This window comes from Aquabacter sediminis, assembly GCF_028863665.1.
Taxonomy (GTDB): Bacteria; Pseudomonadota; Alphaproteobacteria; order Rhizobiales; family Xanthobacteraceae; genus L1I39.
In genome coordinates, this window is the sequence record NZ_JARBFX010000008.1 from 190,470 (window position 1) to 215,377 (window position 24,908).

Sequence of the window (24,908 nt, forward strand, 5' to 3'; positions counted from 1 at the left end):
TCGGTGGATGCCGAACATACGGGAAATGAAGGCCGGAGGCGGCATTCTTGATCCATCGTCCGATCGGCGCCGTCTGGCATGTGGATGAAATTCGAGCCCATAGGATCGTAAGCTGAAGCTTTACCTTTTCGCGGGCGACGTTATCGCTCCTCGATATCTTGTCCCCGCACGTCCCACCCACCGGACCATCATCGCCCCCCCGCGCGCTCTGCTTTCGCAATGCGCTTCGAGGGCGGCCGGGCAAGGCGCTTCTGCGTGCGCTTTGCAAAAGTGAAAAGCCGGTTTTCCAGACGCCCGCCTTTCTCCCTTCGCCGATACCCGCTATCCCTAACGTCACCTTCTCGCGGGCATGGACAGCCTATGCCCGCATCCTCTGGGGGGAGGCAGGGGAAGGCCAAGCCCAGGCTCGCGCAGGTCATGCGCTCAACCGGCACGCCGGGACCTCAGGGTCCAGGCTGCCGATGCAGCGCCATCGCCGTTCCGGCAACGCCTGATCAGACCTTGAGACACGGAGGGACGGCACCATGGCGGAGCAGTCGGGATTCGACCTTGTGCAGGCGGTGGCCGTGCTGGGTGCGGGCGTGGTGGGTGCGCCCTTGTTCAAGCGCCTGGGCTTCGGCTCGGTCCTGGGATACCTGGCGGCAGGGCTGGTGCTCGGCCCCTTCGGCGTGCGGATGGTGACCGAGCCCGAGGCCATCCTGCATTTCGCCGAGCTGGGCGTGGTGATGTTCCTCTTCATCATCGGCCTGGAAATGCGCCCCGCCCGGCTCTGGAGCCTGCGGCGTGAGATATTCGGCCTGGGCGCCGCGCAGGTGCTGGCCTGCGGGGCGCTGCTGACGGGGGTGGGCATGCTGGCGGGCCTTGCCGCGCCGGTGGCCTTCATCGCCGCCATGGGCTTCGTGCTCTCCTCCACCGCCGCCATCATGCAGATCCTGGACGAGAGCGGCGAGACCGCCACCCCGGCCGGACAGCGGGCCGTCTCCATCCTGCTGCTGGAGGATCTCGCCATCGTCCCCCTGCTCGCCTGCGTCGCCCTGCTGGCGCCCGTTGGCGCGCACGAGGCGGGGTCGGGCTGGATGGCGCTGGCGATCGCGGTCGGGTGCGTGGCCGCCGTGGTGGCGGTGGGGCGCTGGCTGCTGAACCCGCTCTTCGCCTTGCTCGCCGCCGCCCGCGCCCGCGAGATCATGACGGCGGCCGCCCTCACCGTGGTGCTGGGCACGGCGCTCCTCATGCAGGTGTCCGGCCTCTCCATGGCCATGGGGGCGTTCCTGGCGGGGGTGCTGTTGTCCGGCTCCTCCTTCCGCCATCAATTGGAGGCGGACATCGAGCCGTTCCGGGGGCTGCTGCTGGGCCTGTTCTTCATGGCCGTGGGCATGTCGCTGGACGTAAGCGTGGTCATCAGCCAGTGGATGCTGGTGGCGGCGGCGGTCGTCGCCTTCATGGTGGTGAAGGCCATCGGCATCTGCGCCGTGGCGCTGCTCTTCGGCGCCGACAAGCACGAGGCCATCACCCGCGCGGCGCTGTTCGCCCAGGGCGGGGAGTTCGCCTTCGTGCTGTTCGCGGCGGCGGCGGGCGCGGGGCTGTTCGACCCCATGACCCACGCCATCATGTCCTCCACCGTCATCCTCTCCATGGTGCTGACGCCCTTGACGGTGCTGGCCGCCCGCCGCCTCGTGCCCGCCAAGGCGGTGGACACGGACGGGCTGGAGGTGCCGGACGGGCTCACCGGCTCGGTGCTGCTGGTGGGGTTCGGGCGGTTCGGACAGGTGGCCTCGCAAGGGCTGCTGGCGCGGGGGCTGGAGGTGACCATCATCGACCGCGACCCGGAGATGATCCGCAACGCCACCAAGTTCGGCTTCCGCGTCTATTATGGCGATGGCACCAATCTCGACGTGCTGCACGCGGCCGGCGCCCACACCGCCCGGCTGATCGCGGTGTGCGTGAACGACCGCCAAGCCGCCAACCACATCGTCGCCGTGGTCAAAAGCACCTTCCCCCATGCCGGGCTCATGGTGCGCGCCTATGACCGCCAGCATGCGGCGGAATTGGTCCACGCCCAGGTGGACTTCCAGCAGCGCGAGACCTCCGAATCCGCCTTCGTCTTCGGCCAGGCGGCGCTGGAATATCTCGGCCTGTCGCAAGAGGAGGCCGGCGAGACCATCGCCGACATCCGCCGCCGCGACGCGGAGCGCTTCGCGCTTGAACTGGCGAGCGGGCCCTATGCGGGCATGGGGCTCCTGCATTTCAACGCGCCCAAGGCGGAGCCGGTGCCCTTCGTGAAGCCGCTGAAAGCCGCCAAGGCGCTGAACCTTGAGGCAGAGCGCATCGCCGCCGCCCCGGCGCCTGACGCATCGTAAGGAGAGAAAGGGTATCGGCGGGGGGATGGGGAAAGCCCCGACTCGCGCTATATGAGCCCCCATGACGGCCATGCTGCGCGTTCACTCCCTTTCCAAGACCTATGCTTCCGGCCACACCGCGCTGCGCGACGTGTCGCTGGAGGTCAAGAAGGGCGAGATCTTCGCCCTGCTCGGCCCCAACGGGGCCGGCAAGACCACGCTCATCTCCATCATTTGCGGGCTGGTGAACGCCACGTCGGGCACCATCAGCGTGGACGGGCACGACATTTCGGCCGACTACCGCGCGGCGCGCTCCATCATCGGCCTGGTGCCCCAGGAATTGACCACCGAGGCGTTCGAGAGCGTGGTGGCAACCGTGAACTTCTCCCGCGGGCTGTTCGGCAAGGGCCGCAACCCGGCGCTGGTGGAGAAGATCCTGCGCGACCTCTCGCTCTGGGACAAGAAGGACGCCATGATCCGCACCCTGTCGGGCGGCATGAAGCGGCGCCTTCTCATCGCCAAGGCGCTGGCCCACGAGCCGCGCCTTCTCTTCCTCGACGAGCCCACCGCCGGCGTCGACGTGGAATTGCGCCGCGACATGTGGCGCGTGGTGCAGCGGCTGCGGGAAAATGGCACCACCATCATCCTCACCACCCATTATCTGGAAGAGGCCGAGGAAATGGCCGACCGGGTGGGCGTGATGCGCAAGGGCGAGCTCATCCTGGTGGAGGAGAAGGCCGCCCTCATGCGCCGGTTCGGCCGCAAGCAATTGACGCTGGATCTGGCCACCCCGCTCGCCGCCCTGCCGGAGTCGCTTGGCCACCACGGACTGGTGCTGGCGCCCTCGGGGCTGCAGCTGACCTATTCCTATGAGGAGGCGGGCGAGGGCACGGCCATTGCCGATCTGCTGCGGGACCTTTCCGCCGCCGGCATCGCCTTCAAGGATCTCGCCACGCGGCAAAGCTCGCTGGAAGACATTTTCGTGGACCTGGTGCGAGAGGGCGCCCGATGAATCTTCATGCCATCCGCGCCATCTATCATTACGAGATGGCCCGCACCGGGCGCACGCTGCTGCAATCGGTGGTCTCGCCCGTCATTTCCACCGTGCTCTATTTCGTGGTGTTCGGCACCGCCATGGGCTCCCATGTGGGCCATATCGATGGGGTGAGCTTCGGCGCCTTCATCGTGCCGGGGCTCATTATGCTGACGCTCCTCACCCAATCCATCGCCAATGCCTCGTTCGGCATCTATTTCCCGCGCTTCACGGGCACCATCTACGAACTGCTCTCCGCCCCGGTCTCGCCGTTCGAGATCGTGACCGGCTATGTGGGCGCGGCGGCCACCAAATCCGTGATGATCGGCCTCATCATCCTCGCCACCTCCGCCCTGTTCGTGCCGGTGCAGGTGATGCATCCGGTGTGGATGGTGGCCTTTCTGCTGCTGACGGGCCTCACCTTCTCGCTGTTCGGCTTCATCATCGGCCTGTGGGCGGATGGCTTCGAGAAGCTGCAGATGATCCCCCTCCTCATCATCACGCCTTTGACGTTCCTCGGCGGCAGCTTCTATTCCATCGACATGCTGCCGCCGGCCTGGCGCACGGTGAGCCTCTTCAACCCCGTGGTCTATCTCATCTCCGGCTTCCGCTGGAGCTTCTACGGCATCTCCGACGTGGGCGTGGAAATCAGCCTTTCCATGACCCTGGTCTTCCTGGCGGTGTGCCTCTTCACGGTGCGGTGGATGTTCAAGACGGGGTATCGGTTGAAGAGTTGAGGGGGCGCGCGCGTCTATGTTACCGCCCCGAGGGCTTTACGACATTTGACATACCCTCTGTATCCGTACAATCTGAGCGAGAAATCGACGTTTGCACGAGTATTAAATGAGCCCGCGCACTAAATATGAGACCCAAGACGATTCGGCCGACGGAAACGACCTTCCCCTCGACGACAACTTCGTAGAACAGGCTGAATATATTTCAGAAGACATTTTCCTATCGCTTAATGCTTATCACCCCGATCAAGACTCGATTATTCAAAAACTGTCCGGAGGTGGGGCAAAACTTCTCGTAGGCCCTCGGGGCTGCGGGAAGACTACGTCTATGCTAACAGCATACCACACAATGCGGCAGGATCGGGCGAGAAAAGCTTTCGCACTTTACGTCAATTTCAAGCTTTCGCTAAAGCTGGAGCCGCTCTACATTAAGACACCAAATGCCGGATTCTGGTTTAGGACCTGGCTGAATTTAAAGATCATAGAGTCGATTATCAAAAACCTTCCAATTGAAGAAGATATAGTTTTGCCCGCGTCTTTTCCTGTAAAGACCGAGGTAGAGCGGTTAATCGCGTCCATTGAAAGTGGAAACATTGAAAACTCCACTAACGCTGAAAAATTCACGACAAGCCAACTCTGTACTATAATTGAGGAATTTCTCGAGGAAAACAGTTTTAATCGGTGCGTTCTGCTGCTTGATGATGCGGCGCACGCGTTCTCTCCTCGGCAGCAGGAGGATTTTTTCGAGTTCTTCAGGGAAGTTAAAACTCGTAAAATATCGCCCAAGGCAGCGATATACCCTGGCATTACCAATCACTCACCTTCATTTCATGTCGGGCACGACGCCGAGCAGATAGACGTCTGGGTAAAGCCAAACAAAACTGAGTACCTCGATTTCATGTTTTCTTTAGCGGAAAAGAGATTCAATGGCGAGCTTCCCACCTTTTTAGCTAGGGACAGGGAAGCAATAGATTTTCTCGCATTCGCGTCCTTCGGAATTCCGCGCTCATTCCTTAATATGCTTCGCACGATTTACCACGAATCACAATCACAGACGTCTACCATAGTCGACCGACGGCAATTAATGGAAGTCGCTAAGCAAAGCCGCGAACTTTCCCATAATGTATACGACGCACTTCGATACAAGTTACCGACCTACAGAAGCTTCGTAGATGCTGGAAACACTATTTACGATAAAATAATATCCGTGATCAAGACTTTCAATAGAGTGAGACCTGACGACGATCAGGCGCTCGAGGTTGGGCTGCGCAGGCCTATAGATACCGGCCTTGCAAAGGTCGTTAGTCTTCTTCAATATTCTGGCCTCTTAATGCCCGCGGGAGAAAATCGTCGAGGCGAACAGGGAACGTTTGATATTTTCATGGTTCATTTCGGAGACCTTATTGTTGAAAATGCGATAATTGGACGCAAAGTAAAAAGCGTTCCACAATTCCTCAAAGCGCTCACTGCGCAGACACATCAAGCGTGGCCGCGACTTTCGTCCGATCCACTGATAACTTCCACACTTACGCGAGATAAATTCGTTTTATCTCTGCCTAATTGTCAAAGCTGTGGCGCAGAGAGGGCGAACGAGCACGCAAAGTTCTGTGCGAACTGCGGATCTCAGCTCACAACATCTTCCTTGTATCATGAGCTAACAAGTCAGGGTATCGAGGTTCTAAATCTGAGTGAATCAACAATACTCAGGATTAAGAAACACTCCAAGATTCGCACTATACGCGACATATTAATTGATACAGATCGAAAGGAGCTTCGTGGAATACCATATATCGGCCCTGTAAGAGCTGCTCGCATTGCAACCCTTGCTGAAGAACACGTGGCGTGAAATGGAACTCGGAGACTATATACACTACCCTCCTGTTGACGCACGTCTCGGCCAGCTAGATGGCTTTGTCGAAGAGGAGTCCCTCGCGTCTCCGATAGACATGTTTCGACGCACGATGCTGTCTGTCCTTCAATGTGGGACAGAGGATGCACTTGCCAGTTCGCCGGTCTTAGGGCGATCCTTGGCGCTTGCGATTGTGTCGGCGGCCGAAGGATACTTCAGGGCCGTGATATCTTCGTGTGTAGAGCTTTGCCCGATTTCTCAGAAATGTGCAGCCGATCAGAGCATTGGACTCGGGGGCCTACTTTGGCATGGGAAGCAAGGTTACAGTCGGGGCGCGCTGGAGAATAGCTCCCTTGCAAGCAAGAGAGAGTTAACGAAAGCGTCTAAAAACTTCCTAGGCTTTGATCTGAATGACGATGTTTTTAAAGTACCCCTCGATCAGTTCGACACTGTGTGTCACCTGCGACATGGCTTGGTGCATGCAGACGGAATTCTACCCGGCAAAAATGCCGTAGCGATAAACATGCCGAGGTATAGCAACGCTGTACGCATAAGAATTGGATATAGGCAACTTCAAGAAATCGCATCCGTTACGAACACTCTAGTACTCACATTTAATAGAAATCTTTTCATCGAAATGTGTCAGAGATGGGCTGTTAAATGGCGTCAGCGCGTAGATTGGGACGCGGAAAACGAGCAAAATTCTTTTAAAAAAATATGGATAATATTCCTTTCAGAGGATCAGCGTCAAATTAGGCGCGGCCGAAAATCAATAACTTGGAAAAACTGCATGAACGACGTCAAACTGTTATATTCTATACCCTAATTAATAGGCTTAGACGATGGTCGCTTTCCAACGACCGACTAGGCCTATCTTCCCATTCGCTCCACCCCCTGCTATAGTCCTCTCACCTCGCACCAAGGAGGGGCGCGTCCGGAGCGGCCTGACGGGTGGTGTGGGGCAGCGGGTGTCCGACGCGGCGGGGACTAACGCCTCCCGCCGCGCGAGAAAGGAGGCCGAAGGGGAAGGCGCACCGATCCGGGCCTGGTTCGTCCGGTGCTGATGGGAGAACCGATCACCCACGCGGCGCATCCTCCAAGCCACAAATCTCCGCGCGGGAGCGGACGTCATCCGGTTCCCCAACGACACTTACCCCCCTGGCATGCCGCCGCATGCCGGCTGCTCCCGCCTCCCTCCACCCCTGCCCCATGGCGGGGTTATGGGTGCTGGCCCCCTCCCCGCCCCGCAATCGCCTTTTGCATCCCCGCACGGGACGCGGCGGTCGCCCCGTGGCATCATTGCCTGATCTTCTCGCCCCGGCCGGCGCCGGGTGGCCCGCCCCCAAGAGAGGCGTCCAAGAGAAGGGAACGCCCAGATGAAAAGGGAACGCCCATGAGCTGGATGCCTTCCGTCGACCCCATCGCGGGCGATGCCCCAAGCTGCGATGCCCTCGACCTCGTCATCGTGCCCCGGGTGCGGGATTTGGGCGACGGCTTCTCCGTCCGCCGCGCTCTGCCCCACGGCAAGCGGCAGATGGTCGGCCCCTTCATCTTCTTCGACCAGATGGGCCCGGTCCAGTTCGTGGCCGGCCAGGGGCTGGATGTGCGGCCCCATCCCCATATCGGCTTGGCCACCGTCACCTATCTCTTCGACGGAAGGGTGATGCACCGCGACAGCGAGGGCAATGCGCTGGAAATCACCCCCGGCGCCATGAACCTGATGACCGCCGGGCGCGGCATCGCCCATTCCGAGCGCACGCCGGGGGATGCCCGCGCCGCGGCCGGCACCATGTATGGCATCCAAAGCTGGATCGCCTTGCCCGCCGACAAGGAGGAGGTGGACCCCTCCTTCCAGCATTTCTCCGCCACCGATTTGCCGGTGGTGGCGGACAAGGGCGTCACCGCCCGCGTCATCGCCGGCTCCGCCTTCGGGGTCCGCGCCCCGGTGGGCATGCTCTCCGACTGGCTCTATGCGGAGGTGATGCTGGCGGCGGGCGCCCGCGCCCCGCTCGATCCCGACACGGAGGAGCGCGCCATCTATGTGGTGGAAGGCGAGGTGGAGATTGCCGGCGACGTGTTCGAGGGGCCGAGCCTCCTCATCTTCCGCCCGGGCGATGCCATAACCGTCACCGCCCGCCGGCCGAGCCGGATGATGTTCCTGGGCGGCACGGCGCTGGAAGGCCCGCGGCACCTGTGGTGGAACTTCGTCTCCTCCCGCCGCGAGCGCATCGAGGAGGCGAAAGAAGCCTGGAAGGCCGGCCGCTTCCCGCAGGTGCCCGGCGAAGAGGAGTTCATTCCCCTGCCCGAATAGGGAACAGGCGGAGGGGAACAGGTTTGCGCCCGCGCCGTTGTCCGCAGGACAAGCAGGACGCGCCCCAGATGCGGGTTCGCCCGCATTGAAACCGGGCGCGGGGCGGCGTATCCCCCGGCCTACCGATGATCGGCCCGCCGGCTTGAACGGTCGACGGGCCGGTCGCATGTGAAGGGCGGACGCGCCGTCACGGCGCGTCCTTGGAGGGACGAAGCATGACGACCCCCATAAGCCGCGTCGCCGTTATCGGCGCCGGCACCATCGGCGCCAGCTGGGCCGCCTATTTCCTCGCGCGCGGGCTGGAGGTGACGGTCTCCGACCCGGCGCCCGACGCCAAGGCCGCCACCGGCCGCTTCATCGAGGCGGCCTGGCCGACCCTCCAGGCGCTGGGCGGCGGGGCGGGCATCGATCCGCAGAGCTGGCGGTTCGAGGCGGACCCGGTGAAGGCGGTGGAAGGGGCCGACTTCGTCCAGGAGAACGCGCCCGAGCGCTACGAGGTCAAGAACGCCCTCCTGCCCAAGATCGACGCGGTGCTGCCGCCGGAGGTGGTGATCGCCTCCAGCACGTCCGGCCTGCTGGTGAGTCGCCTCTCCGAAGGCTGCCGCCATCCCGAGCGCGTGGTCATCGGCCATCCCTTCAACCCGCCCCACCTCATCCCGCTGGTGGAAGTGGTCGGCGGCCCCACCGCCAGCCCCGAGGCGGTCGACACCGCCATGGCCTTCTACAAGGCCATCGGCAAGCACCCCATCCTCCTCAACAAGGAAGTGCCCGGCCACGTGGCCAACCGCCTCCAGGCGGCGCTGTGGCGGGAGGCCATCCATCTGGTGGACCAGGGGGTCGCCTCGGTGGCGGACATCGACGCCGCGGTCAGCCAGGGGCCTGGCCTGCGCTGGGCGCTCATGGGCCAGCACATGATCTTCCATCTGGGCGGCGGCCAGGGCGGCCTTGCCCATTTCATGCACCATTTGCTGCCGGCGGTGGAAACCTGGTGGGATGATCTCGGCACGCCGAAGGTGGACGAGGCCCTCCAGCGCAAGCTGGTGGAAGGCGTCATCGCGGAAGCCGACGGCCGCTCCATCGCGGATCTGGCCGCCGAGCGGGACGCCTTGCTGCGCGAGATCCTCGCTTTGCGCGCCCGCCACGCGGACGCCGCCGCCCAGGCGGCCGCGAGCCCCCGTCTCGACGAGGCCCTGGAGGAAACCTTCCCCGCCTCCGACCCGGTCTCCGTCACCCGCGCCAAGCCCACCGAGGACATCACCGGCGCGGCGTGAAAGAACAGGCGCGCCGCTCAAGCGGCGGCGCGCTCTTCTAGAGACTGGCGCCGGTGACGCCGAGGATGCGCAGCGCCTGCCCCGCCGCCCGCTCGCCGGAGGCAAAGGCCCCGTGGACGGTGCCCCATTGCGTCTCGCTGGCATGCTCTCCGGCAAACAAGAGCTTGCCGGAGACGGTCTCGGTGAAGGCCCGGCGCAGGTTCCCGGCGCCCGGCAAGGCGCAGGAAAAGGCGCCCAGCGCCAGCGGGTCGCGGGTCCAGCGGGTGTGGTGCACCTTGCCCACCTTCGCCGCCACATCGCCCCCGAAGGCGCGGGTGAGCGCCTCCTTCAGGAAGCTGGCGCCAGCCTGGGGCGGGCCGGCGGCCAAGTCGGCGGCGAGCTTGCCGCCCACCTCCAGCATGTGCAGATCGCTCCCGCCCATGCGGCCGACAAGGGCGAAAGTCCTGGCATCCTGCGCCTTCACATGCACCGTCTCGTCCGCCTGGAGCCGCAGGGGATTGCCCGGCAGCAGGAAGGCAATGTGGTCGTAGGCGCCAAGGGTGATGCGCTCCACCGCCGAGCGATAACGCGGGGCGAGGCTCGGCGATATCCGCACCTTGCCGGCGGCAATCAGGCTCGGCGGGATGGCGAGGATCACCGCGCGCCCGTTCACCGTACCGCGCGTGGTGCCCACCTGGGCAAGGCGTCCGCCGAGATCGATGGAGGTGACCGTCGTCTCCAACCGCACCGACAGCGGCTGGGCGAGCGCGGCCACCAAGGCGCCGACGCCGGCGCGGCAGAAGACATCATCCTCCCGCTCATCGGCGCGGGAAAAGTCGACGGTGGACACCTGGTCGAGATCCTTCGCGCAGGTAAACGGTCCCATGACGAAGGAGGCACTCGGCCCCCATTCGCCCAGATCCGGCAGCACGCGGGCGGCGGGCAGATCGCGTCCGGCATCGCCGGCCGCCACGATGGCGCGCTCGCCCCGGCGCACGGCGGCGACGAAGTCCTCATAGTCGCCCTCCTTGGCTTCCCGGCCGTTCACATAGAGCCGGGCGCCATGGGGCGCGGGGTAAAGGTCAAGGTTCTGGGCGCTGCCCCATTCCACCAGCGGATTGGCATTGCCGCCGTGCAGCCAATGGGCGCCGAGATCAAAGGGCACGCCGAAAATGGAGGTGTCGGTGACGGCGCGCCCGCCCACCCGCTTGCCGGCCTCCAGCAGGGCATAGGTGCGCCCGGCGGCGGCGATGCGGCGGGCGGCGGCGATGCCGGCGACGCCCGCGCCCACGATCACCACGTCCACCGCGCCGGAAGACGGCACCTGCCCCAGCGCCCGCGCCGCGCCCATGGGGGCAAGCGCAAGGGAAGCCGCGCCAGCGAGCACCGCGCGGCGGGAGGGAGAGAAGGGGGAGAGGCGGCGCATCACGATGGCCGGCACGCTAGCATGTCAGGTGGAGAGGCGCGACCGGGCAGAGGTACCGGCTCACTTGCGCCGGGCGGCGACGAAGACGGCGGTCTCCTTCAGGATGTCCGCCCGCGCCCCAAACGGGGCCAGCGCGCCCTTGGCGCTCTCCACCAGATCGGCCAGCAGCGCGCCCGCCGCTTCCCGCCCCAAGGCGGAAACGATGGTGGCCTTGCCGGCCGCGGCATCCTTGCCGACGGCCTTGCCGACCTCCTCGGCGGAGCCTTCCAGGTCCAGGATGTCGTCGGCAATCTGGAAGGCGGCGCCGAGCGCCCGGCCATAATCGGCCAGCGCCTCGCGCTCCACGTCCGTCGCGCCGCCGAGCCGCGCGCCCATCTCAACGGCGGCGGCAAGGAGCGCGCCGGTCTTCATGGCCTGCAGGTCGCGGATGGCGTCGAGCGGCAAGGCGAGCGGCATGCCATCGCCGAAGCGGCCCTCGGCGGCGAGGTCCAGCATCTGCCCGCCCACCATGCCACCCATGCCCGAGGCGCGGGCCAGCACCTGGACAAGGGCAATGCGCACCGCCGGATCGGCATGGGCATCGGGGCCGGACAGGAGATCGAAGGCGAGTGTGAGAAGGGCATCGCCCGCCAGGATGGCGGTGGCCTCGCCGAATGCCGCATGGACGGTCGGCCGGCCGCGCCGCAGGAGGTCATTGTCCATGGCGGGCAAATCGTCATGGATCAGGGAGTAGCAGTGCACGCACTCAATGGCGGTGGCAGCGGTCACGGAGGCGTCCGGCGCGACGCCGAACAAGGCGGCGGCCTCCATCACCAGAAAGGGCCGCAGGCGCTTGCCGCCATCGAGACTCCCATGGCGCATGGCGGCCATCAGCCGCTCCGGCCGCAGGCGCTCGCCCAAAGCCGGCGCATCGCAGAGCGCCGCGACGAGCCGCGCCTCCACGCGATCGGCCGCCGCCTCCATGCGCGCGGTGAAGGCAGGATCGGAAGCGGAGGAAGAGGCAGCGGACACGGGGCTCACCTGGCAAGGTTGACGCGCGGTCCGGGGTGCCCCAACCAGACGGCTTGGTCAAGGCGGGAACCGAGGCTTCGGCTCGGCCGTTAGACCTGAAAAGAGGGAGGGGACGGGCGCCATGAAACTCCTGCGCATCCTGGTGCTGGTGGTCGTGGCGCTGGCGGCGGTGCCGCTTCTGCTCACCTTGGCCTATGCGGTGATCAATCCCGTCTCCACCCTGATGATCGGACGGTGGCTGACGGGCGAGCGGGTGGAGCGGGTCTGGACGCCCATGGCGGAGATGTCGCCCACTTTGGTGCGCACGGTGGTCGCCTCGGAGGATGCCCGCTATTGCCAGCATTGGGGCGTGGACCCGACCGAAATCCGCGCCGCCATCGACCGCGCGGATGGCGAGGTGGAAGACGCCCGCGGCGCCTCCACCATTCCCATGCAGGTGGCCAAGAACCTGTTCCTGTGGCCGGGCCGCTCCTTCATCCGCAAGGGCCTGGAATTGCCCCTCGCGCTTTGGCTGGACCTTGTGCTCACCAAGCGCCGGCTGCTGGAAATCTATCTCAACATCGCCGAATGGGGGCCGGACGGGGAATTCGGCGTGGCGGCCGGTGCGCAGCGGGCCTTCAAGGAGGGGCCGGGCGATCTCGATGCCCGCCAGTCGGCCCTGCTGGCGGTCATGCTGCCCAATCCGCATCGGCGCGACGCCGGACGGCCGGGGCCTGGCGTGCGCCGGCTCGCCGCGCGGCTGGAGACCCGCGCCGTGCAGGAAGGGCCGGAAATCGTGGATTGCCTCGGCCTTGCCCGCTGACCTTTCGGCACGACGGGCGTCGCGCCGAAACGCCTTGATCCCGCCCCGAGCGCCGGTCACAAGAAGGCGAGACCGGAAAGGACCCGCATGACCTCCGACGCCGCCCCCCGCCGCACCCTCAATCCCGGCCTCAAGATCGGCCTGGAACTGGGTCCGCTGGTGCTGTTCTTCGCCGGCAATGCCTATGGCGGCATCTATGTGGCCACGGGCCTGTTCATGGCGGCAACGCTGATCGCGCTGGCGGCCATGTGGATCCTGGCCCGGCGCATCGCGGTGATGCCGCTTATCTCGGCCCTGGTGGTGATGATCTTCGGCACGCTGACCATCGTCCTGCAGGACGACCACTTCATCAAGCTGAAGCCGACTTTGGTGAATGCCCTGTTCGCGGCGGCCCTCTTGGGCGGGCTGGTCTTCAAGAAGCCGCTGCTGCCCTATGTGTTCGACGGCATGGTGCGTCTCACGGACGAGGGCTGGCGCATCCTCACCATCCGCTGGGGCGTGTTCTTCCTGGTGATGGCGGTGCTGAACGAGATCGTCTGGCGGTCCTTTTCCACCGACGCCTGGGTCAGCTTCAAGACCTTCGGCTATCTGCCGCTGACCTTCCTGTTCGCCTTCGCCCAGGCCCCGCTCATGGCGCGCTATGAGCTGAAAGCGCCGGACGGCCCTACTTCGGCGGAGACGCGCTGACGCCGGAGGAGAGCCGCTCCACCAGCGGCATCAACGTATCGCGCACGGCGGCCTCGGTCAGCGGCCCGACGAATTTGTGGGCAATGGTGCCGTCCGGGGCGAGGACGAAGGTTTCCGGCACGCCATAGACGCCCCACTCGATGGCCGCGCGCCCATTGGGGTCGACGCCAACAGCCGCATAAGGCAGGCCATATTGGCCGAGGAAGCGGCGGGCATTGTCCGGCGCGTCCTTGTAATTGAGCCCGACGAGGCGCAGGCGCGGATCGCGCGACAGCGCCATGAGGATGGGGTGCTCCTCCCGGCACGGCGCGCACCAGGACGCCCAGACATTCATGAGCGTGACCCGGCCGGCAAGATCCGCGGGGACGAGGCCCGGCACCGGCTGCCCGTCCCGCATGAGGCCCGGAAGCGACGCCAGATCCAGCTTCGGCGCAGGGCGGCCCACAAGGGCGGAGGGAATGCGGGAGGGATCGCCTGCATAAAGCCGGATGAAGAACAGCCCCGCGAGCGCCGCGAAGACCAGCACCGGAAGCAGCAGGATCAGCCGGCGGCGGGACGGCGAGGCCGCGCTCATGCGCCCCTCCGGTCGGAACGGCGGCGCAGCCCGCGCGCCTCCAGCTCGGCCAAGGCCCGTTGTTGGCCGCGATAATCGAACCATAGCGTCGCGGTCAGCACGAGAAGGCCGAGGCCCGCCACGCCATAGGCGGCCAGGATGAAGAAGGCATGGCTCATGCGCCGGCGGCCTCCGCAGCGGCCCGCGCTTCCAGCGCCTGCACCCGCCGGCGCAGGATCTCGGTGCGCATGGCGAGGAGATGGAGCGAGATGAACAGGAAGGTAAAGCCCAGCGCGCACACCAGCAGCGGGCGCAGCAGCGAGCCGTCAATGGTCGGCCCGTCCATGCGGAAGACCGAGGCCGGCTGGTGGAGGGTGTTCCACCAATCCACCGAGAACTTGACGATGGGCACGTTGATGAAGCCCACCAGGGTCAGCACGGCTGCCGCCCGTCCGGCCCGGCTTGGGTCATCAATGGCGGCGCGCAGGGCCATGAGGCCGAGATAGAGCAGGAACAGCACCAGTACCGAGGTCAGGCGCGCGTCCCACACCCAATAGGTGCCCCACATGGGCCGTCCCCACAGGGCACCCGTGACCAGGCACAAGAAGGTGAAGGTCGCCCCGATGGGCGCCGCCGCCTTGTGGGAGACATCGGCCAAAGGATGGCGCCAGACCAGGATGCCCAGCGCCGAGGCCGCCATCAGCGAATAGCCGAACATGGCGAGCCACGCGAAGGGCACGTGGATGTACATGATCCGCACCGTCTCACCCTGCTGGTAGTCCGCCGGGGCGGCAAAGGCCAGGGCAAGGCCGGCGGCCAGGAACAGCACCGCCGCACCGGCGGTCCAAGGAAGGAGCCGGCCGGACAGGGCCAGGAAGCGGGTGGGGTTTGCCAGATCGAGCAGCGCCATGACCGCCTTCTAGACGAGTTCTCGAAGCGGGGGGAGTGGGACCATTCCTGAGGTGCCTTCCCTTCGGTACGTTTTCACCTTGCGAGACTTTCGTTTAACGTGAAGCGCCATTCATGGAGCCGTCCCTCGGCTCCCTCCGTTCCGGAGCCCAGCGTGCCCCGCCGCCTCGTTCCCGCCCTCCTCCTGCTCGCGCTCCTGCTTGGGATTGGCACCCTCATCGGGCGCGCCGGATTCGTGGTGCTGAATGTGCCGGAAGCCGTCACGGCCGGCGCTTTCGAGGCCATGCGGAGCGACCTGCGGCAGATGCGGGCCTTTCTCCAGCGCATGCCGAAGGGCGCGGACCTGCACACTCACCTGTCCGGCGCTGTCTATGCCGAGCGGCTGATCGCCTGGGCGGCGCAGGACGGGCTGTGCCTCAGCCAACCGGAGAAGGTGCTGGTCCAACGCCCCGCCGACGCGCGCGAGGATGCACCCTGCGGCGCCGATCCCGGCCTGATTCCGGTGGCGCAGGCCGTGTCCGGCCCGGGCAGCCAGACGGTGTATGGCCTGCTGGTGGACGCCTATTCCATGCGGGCGTTCGTGCCAACGCCGCAGGTGCCCTCGGGCCACGACCAGTTCTTCGCCACCTTCGGCAAGTTCGGCGCGGCCACCGGCGGGGCCGACACGCCGAACCGCCTGGAACGGCTGGCCGAAATGACCGCCGACCAGCTGCGCGCCTATGACGCCGCCGCGGTCCAATATGCCGAGTTCATGTTCACCTTCCTGGAGAGTGCGGAGCGGCGGCGCCTGGCCGCTGCCATCGGCACCGAGACCGAGCCGAAGGCCATGCTGGCAGCCCTTCAACAGGCGGGGCTGAAGGATTTCGTGCGGCGGCGCGCCGACGAACTGGAGGGACTGAGGGGGCGCATCGAGGCCCTGCTCGGCTGCGCCGGCGGCAAGGACCGGCCGGGCTGCGGCGTTGGCTACAGCTTCATCGCGCAGGTGAACCGCAACGCTCCGCCTGCCGAGGTGTTCGTCCAGACAGCGGTGGCGGCCGCCCTCGTGCGCACGGCGCCGCGCCTGGTGGTGGGGCTGAATTTCGTGGGGCCGGAGGACCATCGCACCGCACTGCGCGACTATCACACGCACATGGCCTATGTGGCCGCCCTCGCCCCGCCCGACGTGCCGGTCGCCCTGCATGCGGGCGAGCTGTGGCTCGGCCTCGTGCCGCCCGCCGATCTCGATTTTCATATTCGGGAGGCGGTGGAGGTGGCTGGCGCGCGGCGCATCGGCCACGGCACCGCCATCGGCTTCGAGCGCGACATGCCCGGCCTGCTGGCGGAGATGGCACGCCGCGAGGTGGCGGTGGAGATCGCGCTGACCTCCTCGGACCTGATCCTGGGCGTGCGGGGCCGGGAGCATCCCATCTCCACCTATGTGGCCGCCGGGGTTCCCGTGGTGCTGGCTACCGATGATGCGGGGGTCTCCCGCATCGACCTCACCCACGAATTCGTGCGGGCGGCGCGCGACCATGGCTTCGATTATCGAGCGCTGAAAGCCTTCGCCTACAACGCCATCCGCTATGCCTTCCTGCCGGCGGCGGAAAAGGAGGCGCAGATGCGCAAGCTCGCGGTCGCCTTCTCGACCTTCGAGCGAACGGAAGTGCGGCGCCTGTCCTTTGGGGAGCGGGCACGCGCGATCCTGTCCGAGATCATGCGCGGCGCCAAGGCGGGCGGCGGCGCGAACCTGTAGGACCTGATCGCGACAGGTGGAGCCGGCCTGATCGGTGGAACGTGCTCTAACCTATTGGATAGAGACGGTTTCACCCCTCCCATTGAATCGTCGAAGCGATTCAATGGGAGAGAATGCTCTAGAAGGGCAGCACCTCGGCAAGCATCAGCAGGTTGACGGTGGCCAGCAGCAGGAGGTTCCAGGGTTTCCCGCGCACGAACAGCAGCGCCATCAAGACGGGAACGGTGAGGACCTCCAGCAGCCCGCCAAACGTGTCGTCGGCCCCCGGCATCGCGTCGAAGATCCCGCTCTGGCGGTAGAATTCCAGGGCCAGCACGGCGCAGATGGTGAGCAGGTTGACGGCCAGGATGCCGCCCAGAACCGTGCGGCGCACCACCAGGTAATAGTCATCATAGTCCGGCCACTGCTTGGGCTCGGCCGGAAAGACCATGGTGGAGAGGGCGTAATAGCCGCCGATCAGCACCATCATGGAGACGAGGCTGGGATAGGTGCCCGGCAGAAGCGGGCCGAAATGCTGGAAATTGATCCAGAACGTCATCTGGTCCAGCACCATCATGGTGCCGAGCAAGGGCACCAGCCAGCCGATGCGCACCGCGCCCGGCCGTACGTCCTCCGCCTTGAGCCGGATCCGCACCACGCGGGCGAATCCTTTCAGCACCTCGGCAATGGCCAGCCCCAGAAGCAGCGCGAACAGCCGCGAGACCACCTCGAACTCACCCATGGGCCCCCATCCCGCCTGATGATGCGATGCCGCACAGTGTCGCCGGGCCGCGAAAAAGCCAAGCCGGTGCCCGGTGGCGCGCGGCCTGCCCCCAAGACGCCGAGACGGACACTAGGCGTACTCCGAAACCTCCACCCGATTCCGGCCCCGGCGCTTGGCCGCATACATGGCAAGGTCTGCCGCCCGCACCAGGGCGTCCGGTGTCAGATGGGGCGGCTGTGATACCGCCACGCCCACGGAGAGGGTCACACCAATGGGCTGCCCTCCCACGTCAACAGACATCCGCTCCGCTTCGGCCCGCACCCGCTCGGCGATCTGCCGGGCGGTCTCCCCGTTGGCGCCGGGGAGAAAGATGGCGAACTCTTCTCCGCCGATGCGCGCCACCTGGTCCTGCTGTCGCACGGCGCCTTGCAGAACACCGGAAAGGGCCTTGAGCACCGCATCGCCGCCGGCATGGCCGAACCGGTCATTGATCGGCTTGAAATGGTCCACGTCCACGAACAGCACCGCCACGGACCGAAGCAGACCGAAATCGGACATCTCGGCGTCCATGGCCTCATGGAAGGCGCGCAGGTTGAGCAAGCCGGTCAGGGGATCGAGGCGTGCGGCGGCATCCAGCACCACATTCTGCTGCGCCACCAGACGCAGCGCGTGCGTCGCCTGGCGGTGGAAGATGCGAAAAAACTGGCCGGTGAGCGCAAGGGTGATCAGGAACGTCGCGGCCGCGACCGGGCTTACGGCCATGGCGCCGCGGCCGACGGCGGTGGCGAACACCGCATAGGAGATGAGGAGCGCCAGGAAGGCAGCGCGGTAGCCGAGCACGAACAGAACCGCACCAAGCGCCGGATAGAAAAGAAGAATGCGGAACTGGTCCGACGGCATGAGGAACTGGGCAGCGGCGATGTAGAGGTACAGGGCGACAAAAAAAGCAATCGCGACGCGCCGGTGCGGCATCCAGTGCCGCCGCAGAGTGACGAGCAGGGCGAGCGTGACCAAGGCGAAGCCGACGGTGTTGGCAAGGTGGATCGGCTCTACCACCAGCCATCGGCCGAGGACGCCCACCAGGAACGCACCCGCCCAGACCAGAGATAGCCCCAGCACCGCCGACAGGAAGCTCTGCGAGATCAGCTCCTCTTCCGGCAGGAGCGGAGCATGCGGGTCGACGCGTGAAAACATCCCAGGCTCCGACAGCTGCGCGCATTACCCAGGGTCTTCGTACGGCTGAGAGGTCGCTTGGATCAACCGATTGCTGCTCCTTTTGGGGCGCGGCCAAAATTTATACAGCTGCGGACGTTTTGGAGGTTTTATGAAACCTCTGGATGCGCCTATTGCGGCAAGGAGGCGGAGATCTTCTGGGCGGCATCCAGCAATACTGGGAGGAACCGGGACTTCAACACCTCGGCGGAATTGCGCCCCACATGGGTGGAGACGTTCAGGGCCGCCAGCACCTCAGAGCGCCGGTTGCGCACGGGGACAGCGATGGAGCGCAGGCCCATCTCCAATTCCTGGTCCACCAGCGTCCAGCCCTGCCGGCGGGAGGTTTCCACCGCGTCCTTCAGTGCCACCATATTGGCCACCGTCCGCTCGGTCCGCTGCTCCAGCTTCACCCGGTCGTAGAAGACCGCCAGTTCCGCGGGTGGCAGGCCGGCCAGCAAGGTCCGGCCCATGGAGGTGCAGAAGGCCGGCAGGCGGCTGCCGATGGACAGGCCGATGGTCATCACCCGCTCGGTGGGAACGCGCGCCACATAGACGATGTCGAGCCCATCCAGCACCGAGAGCGAGCAGGATTCCTGCAACTCGTTCACCACATCCCGCATGATGGGCTGGGCCACCTCCCACATGGGCAGGGAGGACAGATAGGAGAAGCCGAGGTCCAGCACCTTGGGGCGCAGGGAAAAATACTTGCCGTCGGTCTCGGCATAATTCTCCCGCACCAGGGTCAGGAGGAAGCGCCGCGCCGCCGCGCGGGAGAGGCCGGTATGCTGGGCCACCTCGCTCAAGGTCATGCGCGGCTTGTAGCGGGTGAAGGTGCGGATGACTTCCAGGCCACGCACGAGGGACTGGATATAGTCCTTGTCCTCGCTTTCCCCGCTCGCCCGCCCGCTCATTCCGCGCCCCCGCCGCCGGGCTTTCCGCCCGCTGCGTCATCATAGCCGTCCTCGGCCGCGCGTGCAGCGGCGAGCGCCGCCATGAGGCGGTCGTCGCGCCAGGCGACGCGGGCCTCCCAGTCCTCCAGCGGCAGGAGCGCGCGGCGCTGGGCGGCGGCGCGGGCGACGAGGTCCTCGTCCCACTGATCCGGCTGGCCGCGCTCGGCGCCCATCTGCGCATAGCGCGCGCCCATGCGGCGGGCATGCTCGGCAAGGCCGCCGCGATAGTTGAGGTCGGCGGTCTCGAACGGCCCGATGAGCGACCAGCGCAGGCCGAGGCCGCCGGTCATCACCTGGTCGATGTCATTCACATCCGCGATGCCTTCCTTCAGCATCCAATAGGCCTCGCGCAACACCGCGCCCTGGAGGCGGTTGTAGATGAAGCCGTTGACCTCCCGCTTCAGCTCCACCGGCCGCTGGCCCGCACCCGCCATGAGCGCCCGGGTTGCGGCGAGGGCGGCCGGGTCGGTCCAGGGGGCAGGCACCAGCTCGACGATGGGCAGCAGGTAGACCGGGTTCGCCGGGTGGGCGACGAGGCAGCGATGGCGGCCCGGCAGGTGGTCGGTGAAGTCGGAGGCGGGGAAGGAGGAGGTCGAGCTGGCGAGCACCGCATCGGCGGGCGCGCGCCGGTCCAGTTCGGCGAACAGGTCGCGCTTGAGGTCGAGCTTCTCCAGCACGCTTTCCTGCACATGGACGACGCCCGCAACGGCTGCGTCCAGGTCTGCCGTCGTCGAGATGCGGGCGAGCACAAGGTCGGGCGCCTCGTCCAGGAGGCCGTGGGCGCGCAGACCGTCCAGGCGGCGGGCGATGCCGGCCGGAGCCGCGGCCAGAACCTCGGCGCTGACATCGTAAAGGCGCACGCGCGCCCCCGCGCGGGCGAAGACGATGGCCCAGCCGAGCCCCATGCTGCCCGCCCCCACCAGGGCCACGGAGCGCCCTTCCAACTGAGCCATGCGCGCCTCCTTGTGCGACTGACGTACTCAATGTTCGCAATGCGCACAGAACGCAATCCCCTCGCCCCTGTCAAGGCGGCAATTTAAAGCGACGCCAAAGCATCAGAATTTGAGATTATTTCCAATGACTTCCCGCGATTGCTCTGATTTCGTGTGCAGCCGCAACATCGAATCTCGTTGACGCCGTCGCGCTTGCGGCCCACACAAGACTGAAATTTGTTCGCATTACGAACATGAGATTTGGGGAGCCAATGACCCACGCTTATATCTGCGACGCCGTCCGCACCCCCATCGGCCGCTATGCCGGCACCCTCTCCTCCGTCCGCCCCGACGACCTCGCGGCCCTCGCCATCAAGGCGCTGATGGACCGCGTGCCCGGCGTCGACGCCAAGGCCATTGACGACATCATCCTGGGCTGCGCCAACCAGGCCGGCGAGGACAATCGCAACGTTGCCCGCATGGCGGGCCTGCTCTCCGGCCTGCCCATCGACGTGCCCGGCTCCACCCTGAACCGCCTGTGCGGCTCGGGCATGGATGCGGTGGGAACTGCCGCCCGCGCCATCAAGGCGGGCGAAGCCGGGCTGATGATCGCCGGCGGCGTGGAAAGCATGAGCCGCGCGCCCTTCGTCATGGGCAAGGCGGACACCGCCTTCTCCCGCACGGCCAAGATCGAGGACACCACCATCGGCTGGCGGTTCGTCAACGCCCAGATGAAGGCGCTGCACGGCACCGATTCCATGCCCGAGACCGCCGAGAACGTGGCCGAGGACTTCGCCATCTCCCGCGAGCGGCAGGATGCCTTCGCCCTCGAGAGCCAGCGCCGCGCGGCCGCCGCCTGGGACGCCGGCCGCTTCGCCGACGAGATCATCCCCGTGCCGGTGCCGCAGAAAAAGGGCGATCCCAAGCTCTTCGAGCGCGACGAGCACATGCGCCCCGACACCAAGCTGGAAGACCTCACCCGCCTCAAGGGCGTGGTGAAGCCGGGCGGCACGGTGACCGCCGGCAATGCCTCGGGCGTCAATGACGGCGCGGCCGCCCTCCTCATCGCCTCCGAGGAAGCGGTGAAGCGCTACGGCCTCACCCCCCGTGCCCGCGTGCTCGGCATGGCCACGGCCGGCGTGCCCCCGCGCATCATGGGCATGGGTCCCGCCCCGGCCACCCGCAAGGTGCTCGCCCGCCTCGGCCTGACCCTCGACCAGATGGATGTGATCGAGCTCAACGAAGCCTTCGCCGCCCAGGCCTGCGCGGTTCTGGCCGATCTCGGCCTCCCCGACGATGCCGCCCACGTCAATCCCAATGGCGGCGCCATCGCGCTCGGCCATCCGCTCGGAATGTCCGGCGCGCGCCTGGTGGGCACGGCCATGTACCAGCTTGCGCGCACCGGCGGCCGCTATGGGCTGTGCACCATGTGCATCGGCGTCGGCCAGGGCATCGCCACCGTGATCGAGCGGGTGTGAACCCGCTCCCGGCGAAGCCCCCTGAACACCACACGCGGAAGACCCCACGCGGAGGAAAGATGAAGACCAAGGCTCTCTATGCCGGCCTCATGGCCGGGCTGCTCCTGTCCAGCCCGGCGCTGGCCCAGTATGCCGGCGGCGGCGTCAAGATCGGCGTGCTCACCGACATGTCGGGCGCCTATTCGGACCTCGCCGGCAAGGGCTCGGTGGAAGCCGCGCGCATGGCGATCGAGGATTTCGGCAAGCCCATCAATGGCAAGCCGGTGGAACTGGTCTCCGCCGACCACCAGAACAAGGCCGACATCGCCTCCTCCACCGCCCGCGCCTGGTATGACACCCAGGACGTGGATGCCATCTTCGACATCAACGGCTCGGTGGCGGCGCTCGCGGTGCGCGACGTGGCCAAGGAGAAGGGCAAGGTCGACATCAATTCCGGCGCCGCCTCCATGGCGCTGACCAACAAGGCCTGCTCCCCCACGGGCCTGCACTGGACCTATGACGTCTATTCGCTGGCGGCCGGCACCGGCAATGCGGTGACCAGCGGTGGCGGCAAGTCCTGGTTCTTCATCACCGCCGACTACACCTTTGGCCATGACCTTGAGAACCAGGTGGCCAAGATCGTGAAGGAGAAGGGCGGCACGGTGAAGGGCGCGGTGCGCGCGCCGTTCAACAATGCGGACTTCTCGTCCTATCTGCTCCAGGCCCAGTCCTCGGGCGCACAGATCATCGGCATGGCCAATGCCGGCGCCGACACCATCAACACCATCAAGCAGGCCCGCGAGTTCGGCATCACCCAGTCCGGCCAGACGCTGGCCGCGCTGCTGCTGTTCCTCACCGACATCAAGTCGGTGGGCCTGGACGCCTCCCAGGGCATGGTGCTGACCACCGGCTTCTACTGGGACTATGACGACAAGACCCGCGCCTGGTCCAAGCGCTTCGCCGAGCGCATGGGCGGCAAGATGCCCACCATGGTGCATGCGGGTGTCTATTCCTCGGTCCTCAACTATCTGAAGGCGGCCGACGCCGCCGGCACCGACGAGGGCGTGAAGGTCATCGCCAAGATGCGCGAGACCCCGGTGGAGGACATGTTCGCCCGCAACGGCAAGATCCGCGAGGACGGCCGCATGGTGCACGACATGTACCTCGCCAAGGTGAAGGCCCCCAAGGACTCCAAGGGCCCCTGGGACTTCTACGAGATCACCCGCGTGATCCCGGGCGACGAGGCGTTCCAGCCGCTCTCCGAGAGCACCTGCCCGCTGGTCGCCAAGAAGTGAGCCCGTGCCGGCGGGGTGTGCAGACCCCGCCGGCTCCCCTTTCCGCAAAGCGCGGCCGCAGGACGGGCGGCCGAGGAGCCGGTGCCATGCTCTTCCATGTGCAGATGAACGTGAACATCCCCCACGACTTCCCCGCCGAGAAGGCGGACGCCATCAAGGCGGCGGAGAAGGCCTATGCGCAGGACCTCCAGCGGCAAGGCAAGTGGGTGCATCTGTGGCGCATCGCCGGCCGGTATGCGAACGTCTCCATCTTCGACGTGGAGAGCGTCGACGAGTTGCACACCCTGTTGTCCTCCTTGCCCCTCTTCCCCTTCATGGACATCGTGGTGACGCCCCTGGCGCGCCATCCCTCGGCGATCGGCTGAACAAGAAGAAAGCGGCCACACATGATCGACAAGACGAGACCCGATACGGCGAGCACCGTCGCCGACATTCCGGACGGCGCCACCATCCTGGTGGGCGGCTTCGGCGGGGCGGGCATGCCCCATCAGCTCATCGACGCGCTCATCGCCCGCGCGCCGAAGGACCTGACCATCGTCTCCAACAATGCCGGCAACGGCACCACCGGCCTTGCCGCCCTGCTCCAGGCGGGCTTGGTGCGCAAGGTGGTGTGCTCCTTCCCCCGGCAGGTGGATTCCTTCGTCTTCGACAAGCTCTATCGCGACGGCAAGCTGGAGCTGGAACTGGTGCCCCAGGGCAATCTGGTGGAGCGCATCCGCGCCGCCGGGGCCGGCATCGGCGCCTTCTTCACCCCCACGGGCTACGGCACGCCGCTGGCCGAGGGCAAGGAGACGCGCATCATCGACGGGCGCGGCTATGTGCTCGAATATCCCATCAAGGCGGACTTCGCGCTGATCAAGGCGTTCAAGGGCGACCGCTGGGGCAACCTCATCTACCGCAAGACCGCCCGCAATTTCGGGCCGGTCATGTCCACCGCCGCCAAGGTGACGGTGGCCCAGGTGGAGGAGATCGTGCCGCTGGGATCGCTTGACCCCGAATCCATCGTCACCCCCGGCGTGTTCGTGGACCGCGTGGTCGCGGTCGGAACGGGAGCCTCGGCATGAGCAGCAGCACTTTCGTCCCCTGGACCCGCGTCGAGATGGCCAAGCTCATCGCCCGGGACATTCCCGAAGGCGCAGTGGTCAATATCGGCATCGGCATGCCCGGCCTCGTGGCGGACCACCTGCCCGCCGACCGGGAAATCCTGCTCCATGCGGAGAATGGCATCCTCGGCATGGGTCCCAAGCCCGGCGACAACGCGGTCGACATGGACCTCATCAATGCCGGCAAGGAGCCCGTGACGCTTCTGGAAGGCGGCGCCTTCTTCGATCACATGATCTCCTTCTCCATGATGCGGGGCGGGCACCTGGACATTGCCGTGCTCGGCGCCTTCCAGGTGGCGGAGAATGGCGACCTCGCCAACTGGGCCACCAACGACGCCAACGCCATCCCGGCCGTCGGCGGCGCCATGGACCTGGCGGTGGGTGCCTCCAACGTGTTCGTCATGATGGAATTGCTCACCAAGAAGGGCGAATCCAAGCTGGTGCACCGCTGCACCTATCCGCTCACCGGCCTTGGCTGCGTCAACCGGGTCTATACCGACCATGCGGTGCTGGACATCGACGCCGACGGCTTCGTCCTGCGCGAGCTGGCGCCGGGCCTCACCCTCGACGAGCTGAAGGCGCGCACCGGGCTTGAGATCCGCGCGGCCTGAGGCGGGAGA

Annotated in this window: 23 protein-coding genes; 14 read left to right on the plus strand and 9 right to left on the minus strand. The window is 66.0% G+C overall.

Features of this window, described 5'->3' with window-relative positions; all coding sequences use genetic code 11:
• The first annotated feature begins 524 nt into the window (after window positions 1–524).
• The 6 genes from PV781_RS17305 (at window position 525) to PV781_RS17330 (ending at window position 9,534) form a co-directional block, all read left to right on the plus strand.
• Window positions 525–2,357 carry a monovalent cation:proton antiporter-2 (CPA2) family protein gene (locus tag PV781_RS17305; RefSeq protein WP_274776883.1) on the plus strand — a complete coding sequence of 611 codons (1,833 nt, stop codon included), beginning with the start codon at window positions 525–527 and terminating at the stop codon, window positions 2,355–2,357.
• A 61-nt stretch (window positions 2,358–2,418) separates the two neighbouring features.
• A complete protein-coding gene (locus tag PV781_RS17310; RefSeq protein WP_274776884.1) occupies window positions 2,419–3,348 on the plus strand; it encodes an ABC transporter ATP-binding protein in 930 nt (309 codons plus the stop codon).
• Entirely contained in the window at window positions 3,345–4,106 is a 762-nt protein-coding gene (locus PV781_RS17315; protein ID WP_274776885.1) for an ABC transporter permease, read from the plus strand. The genes PV781_RS17310 and PV781_RS17315 overlap by 4 nt, the downstream gene beginning before the upstream one ends.
• 106 nt (window positions 4,107–4,212) lie before the next feature.
• The gene (locus PV781_RS17320) at window positions 4,213–5,949 is read left to right on the plus strand and encodes a zinc ribbon domain-containing protein (protein ID WP_274776886.1); all 1,737 of its coding nucleotides are present in this window, start codon (window positions 4,213–4,215) and stop codon (window positions 5,947–5,949) included.
• Window positions 5,950–7,345: 1,396 nt separating this feature from the next.
• Window positions 7,346–8,263 carry a pirin family protein gene (locus tag PV781_RS17325; protein WP_274776887.1) on the plus strand — a complete coding sequence of 306 codons (918 nt, stop codon included), beginning with the start codon at window positions 7,346–7,348 and terminating at the stop codon, window positions 8,261–8,263.
• A gap of 215 nt (window positions 8,264–8,478) precedes the next feature.
• Complete coding sequence (locus PV781_RS17330; protein WP_274776888.1) at window positions 8,479–9,534, plus strand: FAD-dependent oxidoreductase; 1,056 nt, start codon at window positions 8,479–8,481, stop codon at window positions 9,532–9,534.
• A 37-nt stretch (window positions 9,535–9,571) separates the two neighbouring features.
• Here the strand turns inward: PV781_RS17330 and PV781_RS17335 are convergent, their stop codons facing one another.
• A complete protein-coding gene (locus PV781_RS17335) occupies window positions 9,572–10,954 on the minus strand; it encodes a flavin monoamine oxidase family protein (RefSeq protein WP_274776889.1) in 1,383 nt (460 codons plus the stop codon).
• 45 nt (window positions 10,955–10,999) lie between these two features.
• A complete protein-coding gene (locus tag PV781_RS17340; RefSeq protein WP_274776941.1) occupies window positions 11,000–11,902 on the minus strand; it encodes a polyprenyl synthetase family protein in 903 nt (300 codons plus the stop codon).
• Between the two features lie 169 nt (window positions 11,903–12,071).
• On the opposite strand from PV781_RS17340, the gene PV781_RS17345 reads away from it, so the two are divergent.
• Together PV781_RS17345 and PV781_RS17350 are read left to right on the plus strand one after the other, a co-directional pair.
• Window positions 12,072–12,752, plus strand: coding sequence for a transglycosylase domain-containing protein (locus PV781_RS17345; RefSeq protein WP_274776890.1), 681 nt, complete (start codon window positions 12,072–12,074; stop codon window positions 12,750–12,752).
• Between the two features lie 87 nt (window positions 12,753–12,839).
• A complete protein-coding gene (locus tag PV781_RS17350) occupies window positions 12,840–13,439 on the plus strand; it encodes a septation protein A (protein ID WP_274776891.1) in 600 nt (199 codons plus the stop codon).
• Here PV781_RS17350 and PV781_RS17355 read toward each other — a convergent pair.
• The 3 genes from PV781_RS17355 to PV781_RS17365 are packed head-to-tail and all read right to left on the minus strand — an operon-like array spanning window position 13,417 to window position 14,902.
• Window positions 13,417–14,013: a DsbE family thiol:disulfide interchange protein gene (locus PV781_RS17355; protein WP_274776892.1), complete on the minus strand. Its 597-nt coding sequence runs from the start codon at window positions 14,011–14,013 to the stop codon at window positions 13,417–13,419. The two genes, PV781_RS17350 and PV781_RS17355, sit on opposite strands and share 23 nt — an antisense overlap.
• Window positions 14,010–14,171, minus strand: coding sequence for a heme exporter protein CcmD (gene ccmD, locus PV781_RS17360; RefSeq protein ID WP_274776893.1), 162 nt, complete (start codon window positions 14,169–14,171; stop codon window positions 14,010–14,012). Before ccmD ends, PV781_RS17355 begins: the two co-directional genes overlap by 4 nt.
• A complete protein-coding gene (locus tag PV781_RS17365) occupies window positions 14,168–14,902 on the minus strand; it encodes a heme ABC transporter permease (protein ID WP_274776894.1) in 735 nt (244 codons plus the stop codon). The genes ccmD and PV781_RS17365 overlap by 4 nt, the downstream gene beginning before the upstream one ends.
• A gap of 153 nt (window positions 14,903–15,055) precedes the next feature.
• Here PV781_RS17365 and PV781_RS17370 point away from each other — a divergent pair, with 153 nt between their 5' ends.
• A complete protein-coding gene (locus PV781_RS17370; RefSeq protein ID WP_274776895.1) occupies window positions 15,056–16,633 on the plus strand; it encodes an adenosine deaminase family protein in 1,578 nt (525 codons plus the stop codon).
• 118 nt (window positions 16,634–16,751) lie between these two features.
• On the opposite strand, the gene PV781_RS17375 is transcribed toward PV781_RS17370, so the two are convergent.
• The 4 genes from PV781_RS17375 to PV781_RS17390 all read right to left on the minus strand — a co-directional run bounded on the left by PV781_RS17375 (window position 16,752) and on the right by PV781_RS17390 (window position 20,454).
• Complete coding sequence (locus PV781_RS17375) at window positions 16,752–17,354, minus strand: hypothetical protein (protein ID WP_274776896.1); 603 nt, start codon at window positions 17,352–17,354, stop codon at window positions 16,752–16,754.
• Between the two features lie 111 nt (window positions 17,355–17,465).
• A complete protein-coding gene (locus tag PV781_RS17380; RefSeq protein WP_274776897.1) occupies window positions 17,466–18,530 on the minus strand; it encodes a GGDEF domain-containing protein in 1,065 nt (354 codons plus the stop codon).
• Between the two features lie 149 nt (window positions 18,531–18,679).
• Window positions 18,680–19,462 (minus strand): IclR family transcriptional regulator domain-containing protein, encoded by a 783-nt coding sequence (locus tag PV781_RS17385; protein WP_274776898.1) that lies wholly within the window; start codon window positions 19,460–19,462, stop codon window positions 18,680–18,682.
• Window positions 19,459–20,454: a 3-hydroxyacyl-CoA dehydrogenase gene (locus PV781_RS17390; protein WP_274776899.1), complete on the minus strand. Its 996-nt coding sequence runs from the start codon at window positions 20,452–20,454 to the stop codon at window positions 19,459–19,461. The genes PV781_RS17385 and PV781_RS17390 overlap by 4 nt, the downstream gene beginning before the upstream one ends.
• Window positions 20,455–20,705: 251 nt before the next feature.
• On the opposite strand from PV781_RS17390, the gene pcaF reads away from it, so the two are divergent.
• The 5 genes from pcaF (at window position 20,706) to PV781_RS17415 (ending at window position 24,899) form a co-directional block, all read left to right on the plus strand.
• Window positions 20,706–21,911, plus strand: coding sequence for a 3-oxoadipyl-CoA thiolase (gene pcaF, locus PV781_RS17395; protein ID WP_274776900.1), 1,206 nt, complete (start codon window positions 20,706–20,708; stop codon window positions 21,909–21,911).
• A gap of 59 nt (window positions 21,912–21,970) precedes the next feature.
• Window positions 21,971–23,185 (plus strand): ABC transporter substrate-binding protein, encoded by a 1,215-nt coding sequence (locus PV781_RS17400; RefSeq protein ID WP_274776901.1) that lies wholly within the window; start codon window positions 21,971–21,973, stop codon window positions 23,183–23,185.
• Between the two features lie 86 nt (window positions 23,186–23,271).
• Entirely contained in the window at window positions 23,272–23,550 is a 279-nt protein-coding gene (gene catC / locus PV781_RS17405) for a muconolactone Delta-isomerase (RefSeq protein ID WP_209104216.1), read from the plus strand.
• 24 nt (window positions 23,551–23,574) lie between these two features.
• Window positions 23,575–24,249, plus strand: coding sequence for a 3-oxoacid CoA-transferase subunit A (locus tag PV781_RS17410; protein ID WP_274776942.1), 675 nt, complete (start codon window positions 23,575–23,577; stop codon window positions 24,247–24,249).
• Window positions 24,246–24,899 (plus strand): 3-oxoacid CoA-transferase subunit B, encoded by a 654-nt coding sequence (locus PV781_RS17415; protein WP_274776902.1) that lies wholly within the window; start codon window positions 24,246–24,248, stop codon window positions 24,897–24,899. The genes PV781_RS17410 and PV781_RS17415 overlap by 4 nt, the downstream gene beginning before the upstream one ends.
• The last annotated feature ends 9 nt before the right edge of the window (window positions 24,900–24,908 follow it).

Excerpts from the sequence above, each read along its gene's own strand:
- PV781_RS17330 (WP_274776888.1), top strand. The coding sequence starts at position 8,479 with ATGACGACCCCCATAAGCCGCGTCGCCGTTATCGGCGCCGGCACCATC.
- ccmD (WP_274776893.1), bottom strand. The coding sequence starts at position 14,171 with ATGAGCCATGCCTTCTTCATCCTGGCCGCCTATGGCGTGGCGGGCCTC.
- PV781_RS17355 (WP_274776892.1), bottom strand. The coding sequence starts at position 14,013 with ATGAGCGCGGCCTCGCCGTCCCGCCGCCGGCTGATCCTGCTGCTTCCG.
- PV781_RS17305 (WP_274776883.1), top strand. The coding sequence starts at position 525 with ATGGCGGAGCAGTCGGGATTCGACCTTGTGCAGGCGGTGGCCGTGCTG.
- PV781_RS17340 (WP_274776941.1), bottom strand. The coding sequence starts at position 11,902 with ATGGAGGCGGCGGCCGATCGCGTGGAGGCGCGGCTCGTCGCGGCGCTC.
- PV781_RS17375 (WP_274776896.1), bottom strand. The coding sequence starts at position 17,354 with ATGGGTGAGTTCGAGGTGGTCTCGCGGCTGTTCGCGCTGCTTCTGGGG.
- PV781_RS17390 (WP_274776899.1), bottom strand. The coding sequence starts at position 20,454 with ATGGCTCAGTTGGAAGGGCGCTCCGTGGCCCTGGTGGGGGCGGGCAGC.
- PV781_RS17385 (WP_274776898.1), bottom strand. The coding sequence starts at position 19,462 with ATGAGCGGGCGGGCGAGCGGGGAAAGCGAGGACAAGGACTATATCCAG.
- PV781_RS17380 (WP_274776897.1), bottom strand. The coding sequence starts at position 18,530 with ATGTTTTCACGCGTCGACCCGCATGCTCCGCTCCTGCCGGAAGAGGAG.
- PV781_RS17325 (WP_274776887.1), top strand. The coding sequence starts at position 7,346 with ATGAGCTGGATGCCTTCCGTCGACCCCATCGCGGGCGATGCCCCAAGC.
- PV781_RS17365 (WP_274776894.1), bottom strand. The coding sequence starts at position 14,902 with ATGGCGCTGCTCGATCTGGCAAACCCCACCCGCTTCCTGGCCCTGTCC.
- PV781_RS17320 (WP_274776886.1), top strand. The coding sequence starts at position 4,213 with ATGAGCCCGCGCACTAAATATGAGACCCAAGACGATTCGGCCGACGGA.
- PV781_RS17315 (WP_274776885.1), top strand. The coding sequence starts at position 3,345 with ATGAATCTTCATGCCATCCGCGCCATCTATCATTACGAGATGGCCCGC.
- pcaF (WP_274776900.1), top strand. The coding sequence starts at position 20,706 with ATGACCCACGCTTATATCTGCGACGCCGTCCGCACCCCCATCGGCCGC.
- PV781_RS17350 (WP_274776891.1), top strand. The coding sequence starts at position 12,840 with ATGACCTCCGACGCCGCCCCCCGCCGCACCCTCAATCCCGGCCTCAAG.
- PV781_RS17345 (WP_274776890.1), top strand. The coding sequence starts at position 12,072 with ATGAAACTCCTGCGCATCCTGGTGCTGGTGGTCGTGGCGCTGGCGGCG.
- PV781_RS17400 (WP_274776901.1), top strand. The coding sequence starts at position 21,971 with ATGAAGACCAAGGCTCTCTATGCCGGCCTCATGGCCGGGCTGCTCCTG.
- catC (WP_209104216.1), top strand. The coding sequence starts at position 23,272 with ATGCTCTTCCATGTGCAGATGAACGTGAACATCCCCCACGACTTCCCC.
- PV781_RS17310 (WP_274776884.1), top strand. The coding sequence starts at position 2,419 with ATGACGGCCATGCTGCGCGTTCACTCCCTTTCCAAGACCTATGCTTCC.
- PV781_RS17415 (WP_274776902.1), top strand. The coding sequence starts at position 24,246 with ATGAGCAGCAGCACTTTCGTCCCCTGGACCCGCGTCGAGATGGCCAAG.